The organism is Variovorax sp. P4_B10 (genome assembly GCF_056402375.1).
In genome coordinates, this window is record NZ_JBFUHN010000046.1 from 1 (window position 1) to 18,396 (window position 18,396).

General features: G+C 67.1%; 15 protein-coding genes. 11 read left to right on the forward strand and 4 right to left on the reverse strand.

The annotated features are described in order from the left end of the window. Window positions 1-3: 3 nt before the first annotated feature. The 3 genes from AC1DXX_RS20665 to thiD are packed head-to-tail and all read right to left on the reverse strand — an operon-like array spanning window position 4 to window position 2,727. A complete protein-coding gene (locus AC1DXX_RS20665) occupies window positions 4-477 on the reverse strand; it encodes a hypothetical protein (protein ID WP_478136082.1) in 474 nt (157 codons plus the stop codon). A gap of 3 nt (window positions 478-480) precedes the next feature. Further along, a complete protein-coding gene (gene hemL / locus AC1DXX_RS20670; RefSeq protein WP_478136083.1) occupies window positions 481-1,761 on the reverse strand; it encodes a glutamate-1-semialdehyde 2,1-aminomutase in 1,281 nt (426 codons plus the stop codon). A 3-nt stretch (window positions 1,762-1,764) separates the two neighbouring features. Then, on the reverse strand, window positions 1,765-2,727 hold the full coding sequence (gene thiD / locus AC1DXX_RS20675) for a bifunctional hydroxymethylpyrimidine kinase/phosphomethylpyrimidine kinase (protein WP_478136084.1): 963 nt from the start codon (window positions 2,725-2,727) through the stop codon (window positions 1,765-1,767). Between the two features lie 111 nt (window positions 2,728-2,838). Between thiD and AC1DXX_RS20680 the strand changes: the two genes are divergently transcribed. The 6 genes from AC1DXX_RS20680 to AC1DXX_RS20705 all read left to right on the forward strand — a co-directional run bounded on the left by AC1DXX_RS20680 (window position 2,839) and on the right by AC1DXX_RS20705 (window position 12,907). Next, window positions 2,839-3,009: a rubredoxin gene (locus AC1DXX_RS20680; RefSeq protein ID WP_007838397.1), complete on the forward strand. Its 171-nt coding sequence runs from the start codon at window positions 2,839-2,841 to the stop codon at window positions 3,007-3,009. Window positions 3,010-3,088: 79 nt separating this feature from the next. Then, window positions 3,089-3,487: a response regulator gene (locus tag AC1DXX_RS20685; RefSeq protein WP_013543588.1), complete on the forward strand. Its 399-nt coding sequence runs from the start codon at window positions 3,089-3,091 to the stop codon at window positions 3,485-3,487. After that, entirely contained in the window at window positions 3,487-3,852 is a 366-nt protein-coding gene (locus tag AC1DXX_RS20690) for a response regulator (protein ID WP_042581921.1), read from the forward strand. Before AC1DXX_RS20685 ends, AC1DXX_RS20690 begins: the two co-directional genes overlap by 1 nt. A 19-nt stretch (window positions 3,853-3,871) precedes the next feature. After that, window positions 3,872-4,405, forward strand: coding sequence for a chemotaxis protein CheW (locus AC1DXX_RS20695; RefSeq protein WP_478136085.1), 534 nt, complete (start codon window positions 3,872-3,874; stop codon window positions 4,403-4,405). A gap of 42 nt (window positions 4,406-4,447) precedes the next feature. Further along, window positions 4,448-6,760 (forward strand): methyl-accepting chemotaxis protein, encoded by a 2,313-nt coding sequence (locus AC1DXX_RS20700; RefSeq protein WP_478136086.1) that lies wholly within the window; start codon window positions 4,448-4,450, stop codon window positions 6,758-6,760. 183 nt (window positions 6,761-6,943) lie between these two features. Beyond that, window positions 6,944-12,907: a hybrid sensor histidine kinase/response regulator gene (locus AC1DXX_RS20705; RefSeq protein ID WP_478136087.1), complete on the forward strand. Its 5,964-nt coding sequence runs from the start codon at window positions 6,944-6,946 to the stop codon at window positions 12,905-12,907. A gap of 49 nt (window positions 12,908-12,956) precedes the next feature. Here AC1DXX_RS20705 and AC1DXX_RS20710 read toward each other — a convergent pair whose 3' ends face one another. Further along, window positions 12,957-14,456 carry a cryptochrome/photolyase family protein gene (locus AC1DXX_RS20710; protein ID WP_478136088.1) on the reverse strand — a complete coding sequence of 500 codons (1,500 nt, stop codon included), beginning with the start codon at window positions 14,454-14,456 and terminating at the stop codon, window positions 12,957-12,959. On the opposite strand from AC1DXX_RS20710, the gene AC1DXX_RS20715 reads away from it, so the two are divergent. The 5 genes from AC1DXX_RS20715 to AC1DXX_RS20735 all read left to right on the forward strand — a co-directional run bounded on the left by AC1DXX_RS20715 (window position 14,457) and on the right by AC1DXX_RS20735 (window position 18,381). Continuing rightward, the gene (locus AC1DXX_RS20715) at window positions 14,457-15,056 is read left to right on the forward strand and encodes a YqgE/AlgH family protein (RefSeq protein WP_478136089.1); all 600 of its coding nucleotides are present in this window, start codon (window positions 14,457-14,459) and stop codon (window positions 15,054-15,056) included. Next, window positions 15,053-15,502: a Holliday junction resolvase RuvX gene (ruvX, locus tag AC1DXX_RS20720; protein WP_478136090.1), complete on the forward strand. Its 450-nt coding sequence runs from the start codon at window positions 15,053-15,055 to the stop codon at window positions 15,500-15,502. The genes AC1DXX_RS20715 and ruvX overlap by 4 nt, the downstream gene beginning before the upstream one ends. Further along, entirely contained in the window at window positions 15,499-15,996 is a 498-nt protein-coding gene (gene pyrR, locus AC1DXX_RS20725) for a bifunctional pyr operon transcriptional regulator/uracil phosphoribosyltransferase PyrR (protein ID WP_478136091.1), read from the forward strand. The genes ruvX and pyrR overlap by 4 nt, the downstream gene beginning before the upstream one ends. Beyond that, a complete protein-coding gene (locus AC1DXX_RS20730) occupies window positions 15,996-16,958 on the forward strand; it encodes an aspartate carbamoyltransferase catalytic subunit (protein WP_478136092.1) in 963 nt (320 codons plus the stop codon). Before pyrR ends, AC1DXX_RS20730 begins: the two co-directional genes overlap by 1 nt. A 139-nt stretch (window positions 16,959-17,097) precedes the next feature. Beyond that, a complete protein-coding gene (locus AC1DXX_RS20735; RefSeq protein WP_478136093.1) occupies window positions 17,098-18,381 on the forward strand; it encodes a dihydroorotase in 1,284 nt (427 codons plus the stop codon). The last annotated feature ends 15 nt before the right edge of the window (window positions 18,382-18,396 follow it).

Genomic DNA, 18,396 nt, shown 5'->3' on the forward strand with positions numbered 1-18,396 from the left:
AGCCTACTCGTGGGTGCCGAACCGGTACTTGATCTGGAAGCTGATCGCGCCGTACAGCCGGTTCCTGATCGTCGGCACGTAGGCGATGTTGAGGCCCCAGTTCTTGCCTTCGATGGCCGCCGTGGGAATGATCGCCGGGAACCAGTTGCCGTTGCGGTAGTTGGGGTAGCCGTCGAAGCCGCCCACCACCGCACCGAACTTCACGCCGTAGAACTCGAAGGGCAGCAGGTAGAGCCCGACGTAGTGCGACTGCCGCCGGTCGCTGTTGTGGAAGGTGCCTGCCGTGACGCGGTAGGTGTCGCTCAGCGGGTATTCGAAACCCAGCCCGGGGTTGGCGTTCTCCAGGCCCTTGCTGCTGTCGAAGTGCGCCGAATAGAAGCCCGGGTTGATCCAGATGTTCTTCGGTTCGAAGGACTGCGCAAGTGCCAGGCCGGGTAGAAGAACACTCAACACCGGCAACATGCGCAGGGGATTCATGGGCTAGGACGTTCGGAAGATCTGTCTTGCAGCTTCGATGGTGGCAGCGATGTCTTCGTCGCTGTGGGCGGCGCTCACGAAGCCTGCCTCGTAAAGCGCGGGGGCAATATACACGCCGCGATCGAGCAAACCATGAAACAACGCATTGAATTTCGCGTTGTCGGTTGTCATCACGGTGGCATAGTTTTGCGGCAGGTCTTTCATCAGGAAAAAGCCGAACATGCCGCCTTCGCTGTCGGCGCTGAAGGGCCGCCCTTCGGCCGCCGCTGCGGCCTTCAGGCCGTCGACCAGCGAGCGCGTCTTCTTGCCCAGCGCTTCGTAGAAGCCGGGCTTGGCAATCTCCTTCAGCGTGGCAAGGCCGCAGGCCGTGGCCACCGGGTTGCCCGAGAGCGTGCCGGCCTGGTAGACCGGCCCCTGCGGCGCGAGCTGCTCCATGATGGCGCGCGGGCCGCCGAAGGCCGCGAGCGGCATGCCGCCGCCGATGACCTTGCCGAGCACCGTGAGGTCGGGCGTGATGCCCAGCACGCCCTGCGCGCCGTGCAGGCCGACGCGAAAGCCGGTCATCACCTCGTCGAAGATCAGGAGCGCGCCGTGCTGCGTGCAGAGTTCGCGGCAGCGTTGGGCAAACTCGGGCGTGGCGCGCACGAAATTCATGTTGCCGGCGATGGCTTCGATCATCAGGCAGGCGATGTCGTTGCCGTGCAGCGCGAAGGCCTCTTCGAGCTGCTGCAGGTTGTTGTACTCGAGCACGATGGTGTGCTGCACCACCTCGGGCGGCACGCCGGCCGAGGTGGGGTTGCCGAAGGTGGCGAGACCGGAGCCGGCCTTCACGAGCAGCGCGTCGGCATGGCCGTGGTAGCAGCCTTCGAACTTGATGATGCTCTTGCGGCCGGTGGCGCCGCGCGCCAGGCGCAGCGCGCTCATCGCGGCCTCGGTGCCGGAACTCACGAGCCGCACCATCTCCATCGACGGCACCAGCGCGAGGATGGCTTCGGCGAGTTCGATCTCGCGCTCCGTGGGGGCACCGTAGGAGAAGCCTTCGAGCACGGCCTTCTGCACGGCCTCGACCACCGCGGGGTGGCCGTGGCCCAGGATCATCGGACCCCAGGAGCCGATGTAGTCGATGTAGCGCTTGCCGTTGGCGTCCCAGAAATAGGCGCCTTCGGCGCGCTGGATGAAGCGCGGCGTGCCGCCGACGGCCTTGAAGGCGCGCACGGGCGAGTTCACGCCGCCGGGAATCACGGCGCGGGCGCGCTCGAAGAGGGTGTCGTTCTTGTCGGTCATCAATCAGTGGCGGGTGTCGTGAGGGGGCAATGCGAAATCTTGTGGTGCGTCCGGGTCGTCGTCTTCTTCGTCGTCCTCGGGCTCGGCCCAGAACAGGCGGTCGGGCAGCACGTGGCCCATGCCGGGGCGAAAGCCCGCGTCGAGGCAGCGGTCCATGTAGGCCAGCGCTTCGGTCGTCGCGGCCACCAGGTCGGTGCCGCTGGCCAGCAGGGCGGCGAGGGCGGCCGACAGGGTGTCGCCGGCGCCTGCGAAGACGGCTTCGAGCCGCTCGTACTTCTCGCTGGTGAGCACCGACTGCGGCGAGGCCAGCACGTTGTCGATGAACTGGTCGGGCAGCACCATGCCGGTGACCAGCGTGTAGGGCACGCCGAACTCGCCGGCCGCCTTGGCAATGTCGCGCGCGCCGGGTGGACGCTCGCCGCTCCAGTCCGGAAGCAGCCAGCGCCACAGCGTACTGTGGTTTCCAACCAACACTGTTGTCTGGGGCAGAACGAGTTCGCGAAAAGCGTCCAGATAGGCCTCGATCTGGTTCTCGTCCCACCAGGAAAGGTTGGGCATGTAGGCCACCACGGGCACCTCCGGATAGTCGGAGGCGGTCTCGGCGATGGTGCTCAGGGCGTCCGGGGTGCCGACGAAACCCACTTTGATCAGCTGGACTTCCACGTCTTCCAGGATGGCCCGCGCCTGCTCGGCAATGGCCTCCTCATCGAAGGCGAAATGGTCGAATATCTCGGCCGTATCCCGGGCGTAGGCCCCTGTGACGACGGGCAGGACGTGCGCGCCGACCGAGGCCATGGCCAGCGCGTCGGCGCCCAGGCCCCCGGCGCCGCTCGGATCGCTGGCGTTGAAGACCAGCACGCAGGGCGGATTCAGGTCGCGTTCGGCCACCTCTTCGGGGTCCTGCGAGGGATCGTTAAGATCGCCCGGTTTGCGGGCGTTGTCTGCTGGATGTAAGTAAATGGTCATACGCCGGGCAAAATCCCCTGGATGGTGGCATAGGCGCGACGTTTACGGTCCGCCAGTGAGATACGCATAGATACACTCGTTGCATTTAATGAACAAGGACTTTAAGCTCCGATGAATACGAAAACTTGGATGTGCCTGATTTGTGGGTGGATCTATGACGAAGCGGTTGGTGTACCGGAAGACGGAATCGCAGCAGGCACGGCCTGGGCGGATGTTCCGATGAACTGGACCTGTCCTGAGTGCGGTGCGCGCAAGGAAGACTTCGAAATGGTTGAAATCTGAAAGATGGCATAGGGCTACGCGATCTGCGTCGATGTACGGCGCGGCGGGCATCCAAGTTTCTTGAGCAGGAGCGTTTGCAATGGGCCCCAATGGATCAGGTTACAAGGTGCTGGTCATTGATGACAGCAACACCATCCGGCGCAGTGCCGAAATATTTCTGAAGCAGGGTGGGCATGAGGTTCTTCTCGCGGAAGACGGTTTCGATGCGCTCTCCAAGGTTAACGACCACAAGCCGCATCTGATTTTCTGCGACATCCTCATGCCGCGTCTTGACGGCTACCAGACTTGCGCCATCATCAAGCGCAACGCCCATTTTTCCAAGGTTCCGGTCGTCATGCTGTCTTCGAAAGACGGTGTATTCGACAAGGCCCGCGGCCGCATGGTCGGTTCCCAGGACTATCTGACCAAGCCTTTCACCAAAGACCAGCTGCTGCAGGCCGTGCAGCAGTTTGGCATCGTTCAACAGGAAGTGCAGTAATGCCTATTCGAAAAATCCTCGTCGTCGACGACTCCAAGACTGAATTGGTGTTCTTGACCGACCTTCTCCAGAAAAACGGCTTTGCCGTGAAGACCGCCGAAAACGCCGACGACGCGATGCGCCGCCTCGAGGAAGAGCAGCCCGATCTGATCCTCATGGACGTCGTCATGCCCGGCCAGAACGGCTTCCAGCTGACGCGCGCCATCGCCCGCGACCCCAAGTACGCCGCCATCCCGATCATCCTGTGCACCAGCAAGAACCAGGAAACCGATCGTGTCTGGGGCATGCGCCAGGGCGCACGCGACTACATCGTGAAGCCGGTCAACGCGGCCGATCTGATGTCCAAGATCAGCGCGCTGGCCTGAGCAGGAGCCTGCCGAGTCCATGGCGAATCGCGACGCTCTGAGAGCTTTCCAGTCCCGGCTTGCAGGCCGTCTGCAGGCCGCGCGCACGACGGGCGTGGCCGCGACGTGGCTCGCGGTCGAGGCGGGCGAGGGCAAGTACCTCTTCCCGCTGGGACACGCCGGCGAAATTTTTCCCTGGACGCCGCCGCAGCCCGTGCCCTACACGGAGCCCTGGTTCCTCGGTGTTGCCAATCTGCGCGGCGGCCTCTATGGCGTCGTGCAGCTGTCGGGCTTCGCCGTGGGCGGGCCGGGCACACAGGCCACCACCGAGGCGGCGCGCATCCAGTCGCGGCTCGTTGCTTTCAACGAGCTGCTCGAAGTCAACTGCGCGTTGCTGGTCGATCGACTGGCGGGGTTGCGGGGCGCAGAGGCCTTCACGGCCTCCGAACCTCCGGGCGCAGAAGCACCTGCCTGGCACGGGCATCTGTACACCGACGCAGCAGGAGAGCGCTGGCAGGAAGTCAACCTGCAAGCGCTTTCGCAGCAACCCCAGTTTTTGAGTATTGGTGCGTAGTGCCTCGGCACATGGCACTGGCAACCACCTGAAGGACCGACCGTGAGTTCGATCGCCGACAAGTTCAAGAAATTACTGCCCGTGAGCAACGGGAACGACAAGGCCCGCGTCGACGGCTCCGGTTCGATATCGCTCGACGATGTCGATACGGTCCAGGTTCCGGACGAAAAAACCGTGCGCCTGGCCAGGAAGGGCGAAAGCGCTTCCGCCGCAGCACCCGCGCCCGCCGGCGGTTTTGCCGCTGGCGGGGGCGATGGTTCCGACGCACTCGATGCGGCGGCGCTTGAAGCCGTACCGGCCACAGGTGGCCGAACGGGCTCCAACCTGGCAAGGCAGCAGCGGATCCTGGCAATCATGCTGGCGATCGTGGTGCTGCTGCTGCTGCTGGTGGCCGGCTCCGCCATTCTTCGCGCGGAACGCCTGGCGCAACAGGTGGCGGCCACCGGCCAGTCGCTGATGCAGTCGCAGCGTCTCGCCAAGTCGATCTCCCAGGCCCTCGTCGGCAGTGCCTCGGCGTTCGTCGAAGTGAAGGACAGCGCAGACGACCTCTCGCGTCGCGTCGCGGGCCTGACCAACGGCGACGATTCGCTGCGTCTGGAGCGCGTGGGCAACCAGTACGACGAGGAGATGAACAAGATCAATCCTCTCGTCGCACGTGCCGACAGCAGCGCCAAGGCCGTGCTGGCCCAGCGCCAGATCCTGACCCAGGTGGGTGCCGCCTTGCGCGACATCAACCAGCAGTCGTCCACGCTGCTCGAAATGACGGAAACCGTCGCTTCGCTGAAGATGCAGCAGAACGCCACGCTGCCTGAAATCTCGGCCGCCGGCCAGCTCGTGATGCTGACGCAGCGCATCGGCAAGTCGACCAACGAGTTCTTCACGGTCGAAGGTGTGAACCCCGACGCCGTGTTCCTGCTCGGCAAGGACCTGAACACCTTCCAGGAAACCACCCGCGGCCTGCTCGACGGCAACGCGCAGCAGCGCTTCCCCGGCTCGAAAGACCCGCAGACCCGCCAGCAGCTCGAAGCCATCCTGAAGACCTACGAGCAGATGCGCACGCAGGCTTCCGCCATTCTGGGCAACCTGCAGGGTCTGGTCGCCGCGCGCGAAGCGCAAGCCTCCATCCTGACCGACAGCGAACCGCTGCGTAAGTCGCTGGGCGACCTGCAGGACAAGCTCTCCGCACGCACCGGCCTCGGCGCCGGCACCATCGTGCTGCTGTTCGTGCTGTCGCTGGCCGCCCTGGCATTCGCCGGCGCCATCGGTTTCGTGCAGGTGCGCGAAGGCCGCGAACGTGCCGCCAACGCCGAACGCGAACGTCTGACAGCCGAGCAGACCTCCGAAGAGGCGGGCCGCGTCAACAGCGCCAACCAGGCCGCCATTCTTCGCCTGATGAACGAACTGCAGACAGTGGCCGAAGGCGACCTGACGCAGGAAGCCACCGTGACCGAGGACATCACCGGCGCCATCGCCGACTCGGTGAACTACACGGTGGAAGAACTGCGATTGCTGGTGGGCAACGTGCAGAACACGGCGACCCGCGTGGCGCAGACGACGTCGCAGGTGGAAAGCACCTCGACCGAGCTGCTCGCCGCCTCGACCGAACAGCTGCGCGAAATTCGCGAAACCGGCCAGTCGGTGCTGACCATGGCCGAGCGAATCAACGGCGTGTCCTCGCAAGCGCAAGAGTCCGCCACGGTGGCGCGCCAGTCGCTGCAAGCCGCATCGTCGGGTCTGCAGGCCGTGCAGAACGCCATCGGCGGTATGAACTCCATCCGCGACCAGATCCAGGAAACCTCCAAGCGGATCAAGCGCCTGGGCGAATCGTCGCAGGAGATTGGCGAAATCACCGAACTGATCTCGGACATTACCGAACAGACGAACGTGCTGGCGCTGAACGCCGCCATTCAGGCCGCATCGGCCGGTGAAGCCGGTCGAGGCTTCTCGGTGGTGGCAGAAGAAGTTCAGCGACTGGCCGAACGCTCCGCAGACGCCACGCGCCAGATCTCGGCGCTGGTGAAGGCGATTCAGACCGACACGCAGGACGCGGTGGGCGCCATGGAGCGTTCCACGCAGGGTGTGGTCGAAGGGGCCAAGCTGTCCGACAACGCGGGTACCGCGCTGTCCGAGATCGACCGCGTGTCGCGCCGACTCGCCGAGCTGATCGAGCAGATTTCGCAGTCCGCCTCCCGCGAGGCCGATTCGGCCAACGTGGTGGCTGCCAACATCCAGCACATTTTCGCGGTGACCGAGCAGACCGGTGAAGGTACGCGTACCACGGCCCAGCAGGTGCGCGAGCTGTCGCAGATGGCCGAGGAACTGCGCCGCTCGGTTGCCCGTTTCAAGATTGCGTGATGAAGCTCTCCCCCAGTCTTCGCGCACTTCGTGTCGCTTCGCCAACCCCCTTCCGGGGGCGACACCAGCGGCCCGGCAAAGCCGGTTCCGCGGTGTCCCTTGAAGTGGCCGCGACGGCTGTATGCATTCCGGGCGCATGGTGCCTGGTGAACAACTGATAGATAAGAACGGCGAGCATCCAACGTGTCGATTCAAACCCCTGCCACGGCCCCCATCGCCGGCAACGTGCCGGCCACCGAAGACCTCGGGCCGCTGGCCTGGGTGCTGGGAGAAATCCAGAAATCCCTCGATGGTGTGGGCAAGTCGTTGCGGCGCTTCGTGCGCGACGTGGGCGGCGCAACCGAGCCCGAAAGCGGCCCGCTGCAAATGGCCCGCCAGCAACTGCACCAGGCCGTCGGTGCCCTGCAGATGGTGGGGCACCCCTCGCCTGCGCTGGTGCTCGGCGCCATCGAATTCGCGGTGCAGGGCTTCATTGCCGAACCGCAGCGCTGCACCGACAGCGCGGTCCTGAAGATCGAGCGCGCTGGCTTCGCCGTCACCGACTTCCTTCAGGCGCTGCTGGCCGGCAAGCCCGTTTCGTCGGTCGCGCTCTTCCCCCAGTACCGCGATGTGCTGGAACTGGGCGGCAACGAACGCATTCATCCGGCCGATCTCTGGAGCGCCACCTGGCGCTGGGTCGAGATCAAGCCCGCATTGACGCAGGCCGCGATCGCCTATGACCCGTCGGTGCGCTCGCGGCTCGACCGCGAAGTGCTGCAACTGGTCAAGTCCGGCGACCTGCAGGCCGCACACCGGCTGCAGGCGCTGTGCCTGGGGCTCGGACGCGGCGCGCTGCTGCCCCGCGTCGCCAGTTTCTGGACCCTGGCCGCGGGCTTCTTCGAAGCCGTGGGGTCGGGCCTGATCCCCGCCGACGCCTACGTGAAGCGTGCCGCCACCCGGGTGCTGCTGCAATACGCGACGCTCGCACGCGGCGACAGCCTGGTGTCCGACCGTCTTGGCCAGGACCTGCTGTTCTTCTGCGCGCAGGCCGTGCCTACCGCGCGCGACGAGGTCGCCACGCTGCGCACCGTGCGCAGTGCCTGGGGCGTGGCCCACGAGCAGCGCATCGACTACACCGTCGAGCAGTTCGGCCGCTTCGATCCGCTGGTGCTCACGCAGGCCCGCAAGCGCATCGAAACTGCCAAGGAAATGTGGTCGGCGCTCTCGGGCGGCGACGTCACCCGCACGCGCCAGGTGGCCGACACCTTCGCGCAGCTGGGCGAATCGCTGCAGAAGCTGCACCCGCCGAGCCTGCCGATGGTGGAGGCGCTGACCCATGCCGTCGAAGCGTCCGTGCGCACCGGCCAGGCGCCCGATACCGAGCTCGCGATGGAAGTCGCCACCTCGGTGCTCTACCTCGAAGCCGCGCTCGAAGATCTCGACCCGAGCGATCCGCAGCTCACCTCCCGCACCCTGCAGCTGGCGGGCCGCATCGAACGCGTGCGCGCCGGCGGCCATTCCGAGCCGCTCGAGCCGTGGATGGAAGACCTGTATCGCCGCGTGAGCGATCGCCAGACCATGGGCACCGTGGTCGACGAGCTGCGCAGCCACCTGAGCGAACTCGAGAAGTCGCTCGACCAGTACTTCCGCCGGCCGGCCGAAAAGGGCCTGCTGCGCACCGTGCCGACGCAGCTCATGCAGATGCGTGGCGTGTTTTCGGTGCTCGGTCTCGACCAGGCCGCGCTCACCGTGCAGCGCATGCGCGACGACGTCGAGCAGATGCTGGTCAGCACCTCGCCGGCCGAAGAAATGGCCGGCTTCGATGCGCTCGGCAACAACCTGGGCGCACTGGGCTTCCTGATCGACATGCTGGGCTACCAGCCCGCTCTGGCCAAGCGCCTGTTCGTGTTCGACGCCGAAGCCGGCGAACTCAAGCCGCTGATGGGCCGCCAGGCCGCCGACAGCGGCGCCGCCGAGGGCGTTGCCTCGGCGCCCGTCGCCGAAGCCGTGCTCAGCATCGAGGAAGTCGATGCGCAGATCGCCTCGAAGCTCGCCGCGCTGGCCGCGCCTGTCAAGAAGACCAAGCCGTCGCCGCTCGAGGAATTCAGCCGCAAGGCCGAGAGCTGGACCTCCAAGATCACCGGACCGGCCACGCTGCCCGACACCGAAGTCACCGAACTCGAAGAAGACGACCTCCAGAACATCTTCCTGGACGAAGCCCGCGAGGTGGTGCACAACGGCCTGGCCGCCATCACCGAGCTTGGCAGCCACCCGGACGACACCGAGGAGCTCACCATCCTGCGGCGTGCGTTCCACACGCTCAAGGGCAGCTCGCGCATGGTCGGCCTCACCGACTTCGGCGATGCCGCCTGGTCGCTCGAACAGGTGCTCAACACCTGGCTGGCCGACCAGCGCGACGCCACGCCCGAACTGCTGTCCGCCACCGAGCGGACGCTGCGTGATTTCGGCCAGTGGGTCGAAGCCATCGCCTCGGGCGAGGTGCATTCCTGGAAAGCCGGCCCGTTCAGCCGCGTGGCCGATGCGTTGATGGCCGGCGAGCCCGTGCCGCCGCCAGCGCGCGTGGCCGACGCCGATGCGCTGGCCGTGGCCGCCCGGCACATTGCCGCGGAACTGCCGGAACTCCCGGAGTTGCCCGACCTGTCGTTTGTGCCGGACACCCCGGTGCAGGCTGCGTCCGATCCTGTCTTCGAATTGCCCGCACTGGACGAGCCGCAGAAGCCCGTGGCCACCGAGGCGGAGGACGACTTCACCTCCACCGACTTCATCGACTTCGAGGCGAAGCAGGCCACGCCGGCCGAACCGCTGACGGCGCTGCCCAGCGGCGAGGAATTCGATTTCCTGGCGCCCGCGAAGACGCATGCGCCTGCCGCGCCCGTCGCAGCGCACCCGGAGCCAGAGCCAACCATCGAAGCCGCCGTGCCGGCCGCCACCGGCCTGCCCGACCTGGCCTGGGACCCGGAGCCCCTGGCTGTACAGGCGAACGAGCCGAAGGCCAGCGACATGGCCCTGCCTCCGCTGGAAGAACCGGTGGCCCTGCCGGAACTGCAGCTGGCGCCCGAACCCGAGCCGGAACCCGAGCCCGTGGCTGCCGTCGCTGCGCCGGTCGAGGCGCCCGCCGAGCTGCCGCTCATCGTCGCCGAAGAAACACCGGAACCCGTTGCCGAACAGGAAACCGCGGAAGAGCTGTCCGCGTCCTCCGGCACCGAAGACCAGGTCAAGGTGATCGGTCCGCTGCGCATCGGCATCGCGCTCTACAACGTCTACCTCAACGAGGCCGACGAATGGTCCAGGCAGCTGGCCACCGACGTGGGTGAATGGGCGCTCGAATCGCACGAACGCCTCCCCGACTCGACCATCGCGCTCGCGCACTCGCTGGCCGGCAGCTCGGCCACCGTCGGCTTCCACAGCCTTTCGGGCATGGCCCGCCTGCTGGAATCGGCGCTGCAGCATCTGCAGATGCAGGGCAGCGGTACGCGTGAGCAGGGCGTGGTGCTGGTCGCTGCGGCCGACGAGCTGCGCCGCCTGCTGCACCAGTTCGCCGTGGGCTTCCTGCGCGATCCGGCCGAAGGCACGCTCCAGGCGCTGCGTGACATCGCGGCTGCGCCCATGCCGTCCGAAGCCGCTGTCCGCAGCGAAGTCAGGCCGTTCCAGCAGGTCGTGTCCAACGACAGCATGGCCGACGTGGCGCTGGACGATTCCGAAGACGCCATCGACCTGGCCGATGCGGTCGACGTCGACCTGTTCCCGATCTTCGAGGAAGAAGCGGCGGAACTGATGCCCCAGCTCGGCGAAGCGCTTCGCCAGTGGTCGCACCATCCCGACGACAGCGCGCCGCGTGCCTCCGTGCTGCGCACGCTGCACACGCTCAAGGGCAGTGCGCGCCTGGCCGGCGCCATGCGCCTCGGCGAGCGCGCGCACCGCATGGAGTCCGAGATCGAAATCCTCGGCTCCCAGGGTGCCGAACGGGCCGACATCGAGAAGCTGCTCACCCGCCTCGACGCCCTGCAGGCCACGTTCGACGCGCTGCGCGCGGCGGACGACGCCACCCAGGTCGAACTGGCCCAGCTGGTGGCCGCAGCCACCGCGCCTTCGCCGGCAGTCCAACGGGTCGCTCCCGAAGCCGGCGTGCCGGCGAACGACGAAGAAGCACCGGCCGACAGCGAGCCGGGCGAAGCCGCCGTGGCGCCGGCCGTGCCGATGCTGCAACCGCGTCCGGCGCCTGCGCTGCTCGCGCCCCTGCGTGCCGTTTCAGGCCAGGCCGTGCGCATCCGCACCCAGCTGCTCGACCGCCTGGTCGCGCAGACCGGCGAGGTCATCATCACGCGCTCGCGGCTCGAAGCCGAGCTGGGCCAGCTGCGCGGTTCGCTCTCCGACCTCACGGGCAACCTGGACCGTCTGCGCCAGCAGCTGCGCGACATCGAAGTGCAGGCCGAAAGCCAGATGCAGTCGCGCCTCGCGCAGGCCAAGGACTCGCAGCAGAGCTTCGACCCGCTCGAATTCGACCGCTTCACCCGCGTGCAGGAACTGACCCGCATGATGGCCGAGTCGGTGAACGACGTGGCCACCGTGCAGCGCACGCTGCAGAAGACGGTGCAGGCGACGGAAGACGACCTGAGCGTCCAGGCCCGCCAGACGCGCGAACTGCAGCGCGGCCTGCTGCGCACGCGCATGGTGGAGTTCGAAGGCATTTCCGACCGCCTCTACCGCGTGGTGCGCCAGGCCTCGAAAGACACCGGCAAGCAGGTGCGCCTCGACATCGTCGGCGGCTCCATCGAAATGGACCGTGGCGTGCTGGACCGGATGACGCCCGCGTTCGAGCACTTGCTGCGCAACTGCGTGGCACACGGCATCGAGAATTCGGCGGTGCGCGAGAAGTCCGGCAAGGACGCAAGCGGCCTGATCGTGATCGACCTGCACCATGAAGGCAACGACGTCTCGGTGAGCTTCCGCGACGACGGCGCCGGGCTCGACCAGAAACGCATCGCCGAGCGCGCCCGCGCACTCGGCCTGCTGTCAGGCGACCAGGAACTCACGCCCGAAGAGGCGACCGAGCTGATCTTCAAGCCCGGTTTCTCGACGGCCGGACAGGTCTCCGAGCTGGCCGGTCGCGGCATCGGCATGGACGTGGTGCGCGCGCAGATCTCGGCGCTCGGCGGCCGCATCGAAACGCACAGTACCCCGGGGCAGGGCACCACCTTCAAGCTGGTGCTGCCGCTGACCACGGCCGTGACGCACGTGGTGATGCTGCGTGCCGGCGAGGTGTCGATCGGCGTGCCGTCGAACCTGGTGGAGCTGGTGCAGCGCGTGAGCGGGGCCGACCTCGAAGCGGCCTACCTGCACGGCACCCATCCTTTCGGCAGCGAACCGGTGCCGTTCTACTGGGCCGGCGCACTGCTGCAAGCCTCGACGCGCAGCGAGCACACCGCCGCCAAGAACAACACGCTCGTGGTCGTGCGAAGCGCGGCACAGCGCGTGGCGCTGCACGTGGACGAAGTGCTGGGCAACCAGGAAGTGGTGGTCAAGAACCTCGGGCCGCAGCTCGCGCGGCTGCCCGGCCTGGCCGGCATCTCGGTGCTGGCTTCGGGCGCCGTGGCGCTGCTCTACAACCCGGTGGCGCTGGCCTCGGTGCATGGCGAACAGGCGCGTCGGCGCCAGGCCGCGGCGCTGGCGGTGCAAAAGCAGTCCGCTGCAGCCGCTGCCGATCATCACGGCGCGCCGCAGGAGCCGTTGCCGATGCTGGCCCCGGTGGCGCCGCAGGTGCCGCTGGTGCTGGTGGTGGACGATTCCATCACCGTGCGCCGCGTCACGCAGCGCCTGCTGCAGCGCGAAGGCTATCGCGTGTCGCTCGCGGCCGACGGCCTGCAGGCGCTGGAACGTCTCCAGCAGGAGCGTCCGTCGGTGGTGCTGTCGGACATCGAGATGCCGCGCATGGACGGCTTCGACCTGGCCCGCAACATCCGCGCCGACGCCGCACTGGCCGAGCTGCCGATCATCATGATCACCTCGCGCATTGCCGAGAAGCACCGCGACTATGCGCGCACGCTGGGCGTGAACCACTACCTCGGCAAGCCGTACTCGGAAGAGGAACTGCTGCGCCTGGTGCGTGCCTACACCAGCGAGCCGACGCTGGTGGCGGCCGCAGCCTGACGCTCGCTCGCCAGCGTTCCTCCAGAGAAAGGGGCCCATCCGGGCCCCTTTACTTTTGCAGCGCCTTGGCTCGCGCCGCGCCGTAGCGCTGCAGCGTTTTCTCGCGCGCCTCGGCATGGTCCACCACGGGCATGGGATAGGTCTCGCCGAGCTCGATGCCTGCCGCCTCCAGTTCCACCGGCGATGCCAGCCAGGGCGCATGGATCGCCGCGTTCGACAGCCCCGCCAGCTGCGGCAGGTAGCGGCGGATGAACTTGCCCTCGGGGTCGAAGCGCTCGCTCTGCGTCACCGGGTTGAAGATGCGGAAGTAGGGCTGCGCGTCGCAGCCGGTCGAACTGGCCCACTGCCAGCCGCCGTTGTTCGAGGCCAGCTCGAAATCGTTCAGGTGCAGCGCGAAGTAGCGCTCGCCGCGCCGCCAGTCCAGCCCCAGGTCCTTGCACAGAAAGCTCGCCACCACCATGCGCAGGCGGTTGTGCATGTAGCCGCTCTGGTTGATCTGCAGCATGGCGGCATCCACCAGCGGGTAGCCGGTGCGGCCCTCGCACCAGGCCTCGAACAGCTGGTCGGCGTGCTTGCCGTGGTGCCACTGGATCTTGTCGTACTCGGGGCGGAAGCTTTTCGATTCGCCGTTCGCATGCACGTGTGGAAAGTGCGCCAGGACCTGGAAGTAGAAATCGCGCCAGATCAGCTCGCTGAGCCAGGTCGAGGCGCCGCTGTCGCCCTGCAGCGAGAGCTGGTGCGCCACGCCCGCCATCTGCCGGACCGACACCGTGCCGAAGCGCAGGTGCACGCCCAGGTAGCTGGGGCCGCGCACTGCCGGATAGTCGCGGGCGATGTCGTAGCGGTCGATGCGCTGGAAGAAGTCCTCGAACAGCGCGGCGCCGCCCTGCGTGCCGGTGGGAATGTCCAGCTCCGAAAGGTTCGTCTTCTCGAAGCCGATGTCTTCGAGCGACGGCACAGGCGCGCGGTAGGCCTCCGGCGGCGGTGCCAGCGCGTCGGCATGGCCGCGCACCGGATACGGCTTGAGGAAGAACGAATCCACCTTCGCCAGCCAGGCCCGCTTGTAGGGCGTGAACACCGTGTAGGGCTGGCCGGTCTGGGTCATTACCTCGTCGCGGTCGAAAACGGTCGAATCCTTGTAGGTGTGGAAGGTGACGCCGGCATTGGCCAGTGCGCCGAACACCCTGGCATCGCGCGCCAGGGCATCGGGCTCGTCGTCGCGGTTGGCGAACACGGCCTGCACGTCCAGGTCGCGCGCCAGCGCCGGGATTTCGTCGGCCGCCAGGGCATGCCGCACGATCAGTCCGCCGCCCAGCGCGCGCAATTCGGCTTCGAGCTCCACCAGCGACTCGCGGATGAACTCCACCCGCCGGTCCGCAGGGGGCAAGGTGTCCAGGATCGCCCGGTCGAACACGAAAACGCACACCAGTTGCCGGCATGACCGCAGCGCGTGATACAGCGCCGCGTTGTCGTCCACCCGGAGGTCCCGGCGGAACCACATGAGCCCTTTGGGATAGGTCTTATCGACGGCCAGTAAAATCGGTGGCATATGGCCGCCGATTCTGCCCCGATGAACCTTACGCATCACTTTTTGATAGCGATGCCCGGGATGGAAGACAAAACTTTCAACCGCAGCGTCGTGTACCTCTGCGAACACAGCGAGCGCGGTGCGCTCGGACTGGTGATCAACAAACCCAGCGACATCAACCTCAAGGTGCTGTTCGAGAAGATCGAGCTCCACCTGGCCCGCCCGGAACTGGGCGAAGCGCCCGTTTTCCAGGGTGGCCCGGTGCAGACCGAGCGCGGCTTCGTGCTCCACGAGCCGGTCTTTACCCATGCCGAGAAGCCCGAGGAATCGGTCTACGCCTCGACCATGACCATTCCCGGCGGCCTCGAAATGACCACTTCCAAGGACGTGCTGGAGGCCCTGGCCACTGGCGCCGGTCCACGCAAGGTGTTGGTTTCGCTGGGCTATTCGGCCTGGGGCGAGGGTCAGCTCGAGTCGGAACTGGCCGAAAACAGCTGGCTGACCGTGCTTGCCGACCCGGCCGTGATCTTCGATACGCCGGTCGAGCAGCGCTACGACCGGGCCTTGTTGCTGCTGGGCCTTGAAGCCTGGAAGCTCTCCCCGGACGCCGGACACGCATGAGCGCCGTCATGCCAGACGCTCCAGCCCCCGCTCCTTCTTCCGTTCCCGTCCCCGTTCCGTCCCATTTCCAGACCTTCCTGGCCTTCGATTTCGGCCTGAAGCGCACCGGCGTCGCGAGCGGCAACCGGCTGCTGGCCACCGCCACCCCGCAAGCCACCATCAAGGCCGAGGGCGATGCCCGCTTCGCGCAGGTCGAGGCCCGCATCAAGGAATGGCAGCCCGACGCGCTGGTGATCGGCGTGCCCTACCACCCCGACGGCGCACCGCACGAGAACACCCGCCGGGCGCAGAAGTTCGCACGCCAGCTGCGCGGCCGTTTCAACCTGCAGGTGTTCGAGGTCGACGAGCGCTACAGCACCACCGAGGCGCTGGCTTCGGGCGCGCGCGACGCCGACGCCGCCTCGGCCTGCATCATCCTGGAGCAATTCTTGAGGAGTCTCCCGTGAGTTCAATTCCCGATGCCGAAGCGCTCTACACAGGGCTGCTGGCCGGCGTGAAGACGCTGATGCGCCCCGAAACCAAGCTGGTGGGCATCACCTCCGGTGGTGCCTGGCTGGTCGAGCGGCTGCAGAAAGACCTGGGCCTGCCCGGCGCACCCGGCATCATCTCGTCGGCCATGCACCGCGACGACTTCGCGCGCCGCGGCCTCTCGGCCAGCGCGCAGACCGCGCTGCCCTTCGATGTGAACGGGTGCGACGTGCTGCTGCTCGACGACGTGCTCTACACCGGCCGCACCATCCGCGCGGTGCTCAACGAGCTGTTCGACTTCGGCCGTCCGGCCTGCGTGCGGCTTGCCGTGCTGGTCGATCGCGGCGGGCGCGAGCTGCCGGTGGCGGCCGATTTCTCTGCGACGACGCTGACGCTGCCGAACACGCAACTGCTGGCCCTGGCCCGCGCCAACGATGGTGCCTTCAGCCTCAAGGTGGAGGAAAGCAAGTAATGCTCTACAAGCGAAACCCCCAGCTCAACAAGAACGGCGAGCTGATCCACCTGCTGTCGATCGAGGGCCTGCCCAAGGACATCGTCACGCACATCCTCGACACCGCTGCCAACTTCACGAGCGTGAGCGACCGCGAGGTGAAGAAGGTGCCGCTCTTGCGCGGCAAGAGCGTGTTCAACCTGTTCTTCGAGAACAGCACGCGCACCCGCACCACCTTCGAGATCGCGGCCAAGCGCCTCTCCGCGGACGTCATCAATCTCGACATCGCGCGCTCGTCGGCCACCAAGGGCGAGTCGCTGCTCGACACCATCGCGAACTTGAGCGCGATGGCGGCCGACCTGTTCGTGGTGCGCCACAGCGAGTCGGGCGCGCCCTACCTGATCGCGCAGCACGTCGCGCCGCACGTGCACGTGGTGAACGCCGGCGACGGCCGCCATGCGCACCCGACGCAGGGGCTGCTCGACATGTACACGATCCGCCACTACAAGAAGGACTTCTCGAACCTCACGGTCGCGATCGTCGGCGACGTGCTGCATTCGCGCGTGGCGCGTTCCGACATCCATGCGCTCACCACACTGGGCTGCGCCGAAGTGCGCGTGGTCGGCCCCAAGACGCTGGTGCCCGGCGACATGGCCGGCATGGGCGTGCGCGTGTGCCACACGCTCGAAGAAGGCATCAAGGGCTGCGACGTGATCATCATGCTGCGCCTGCAGAACGAGCGCATGAGCGGCGCGCTGCTGCCTTCGTCGCAGGAATTCTTCAAGACCTACGGCCTCACGCCCGAGAAGCTGCAGCTGGCCAAGCCGGATGCCATCGTGATGCATCCGGGGCCGATCAACCGCGGCGTGGAAATCGATTCGGCGGTGGTCGATGGGCGCCAGAGCGTGATCCTCCCGCAGGTCACTTTCGGCATCGCCGTGCGCATGGCGGTGATGAGCATCGTGGCAGGGAACGAAGCATAGACATGTTGCTCGCCCCCAGTCTTCGCGCACTTCGTGTCGCTTCGCCAACCCCCTACCGGGGGCAACACCAGTGGCCCGGCGAAGCCGGTTCCACGGTGTTTCCCGAAAAGGCCCTGACTGCCACCGGAAGAATAGACGCATGAACATCCATATCACCAACGGCCGCGTCATCGACCCCGCATCGGGCACCGACAAGAAGACCGACATCGCCATCGCCGACGGCAAGATCGCCGGCATCGGCCACACGCCGGCCGGCTTCAAGGCCGACCGCACCATCGATGCCGCAGGCTGCGTCGTCGCGCCCGGTCTCGTCGACCTCGCCGCACGCCTGCGCGAACCCGGCTACGAACACGAGGGCATGCTCGAAAGCGAAATGGCCGCGGCCATTGCCGGCGGCGTCACCAGCGTGGTCTGCCCGCCCGATACCGACCCGGTGCTCGACGAGCCCGGCTTGGTCGAGATGCTCAAGTTCCGCGCCGAGAAGCTGCAGTGCGCGCGCCTGTTCCCGCTCGGTGCGCTCACGCGCGGCCTGGCCGGCGGCGTGCTGACCGAGATGGCCGAACTCACCGAGGCCGGCTGCATCGGTTTCAGCCAGGCCGACGTGGCGCTCGCCGACACCCAGGTGCTGCAGCGCGCGATGCTCTACGCCAGCACCTTCGGCTACACCGTGTGGCTGCGTCCGCAGGACCGCGACCTCGGCAAGGGCGTTGCGGCCAGCGGCCCGCTCGCCACGCGGCTCGGCCTCGCGGGCGTGCCGGTGGYGGCCGAGACGATTGCGATCTTCACCATCATCGAGCTCATGAAAAGCACGGGTGCCCGCGTGCACCTGTGCCGCATCTCCAGCGCCCGCGGCGTGGCGCTGGTGCGCGAAGCCAAGGCGCAGGGCCTGCCGCTCACCTGCGACGTCAGCATCAACTCGCTGCACCTCGCCGACACCGACATCGGCTACTTCGACAGCCGCGCGCGCCTCAACCCGCCGCTGCGCCAGCAGGGCGACCGCGAGGCGCTCTCGGCCGCGCTGGCCGACGGCACCATCGACGCGCTGGTGTCCGACCACACGCCGGTCGAGGCCGATGCCAAGACGCTGCCTTTCGCCGAAGCCGAGCCCGGCGCGACGGGCCTCGAACTGCTGCTGCCGCTCGCGCTGCAGTGGGGCGAGCGAAGCGGCGCCGGCATCTCCCGCGCGCTGGAAGTGATCACCTCCGCGCCGGCACGGCGCCTGACCGCGGCCGATGCGGCCACGGGCATCGGCCGCCTCGTCGAAGGCGGCGTGGCCGACCTCTGCGTCTTCGATCCGGCGCTCGAATGGCAGGTGCGGCCCGATGCGCTCAAGAGCCAGGGCAAGCACACGCCGTTCGGGGGTTACCCGCTGCAGGGCCGCGCGCGCCACACGCTGGTGGCGGGCCGCGTGGTGCACGGCTAAGGCCGACACAGGAAA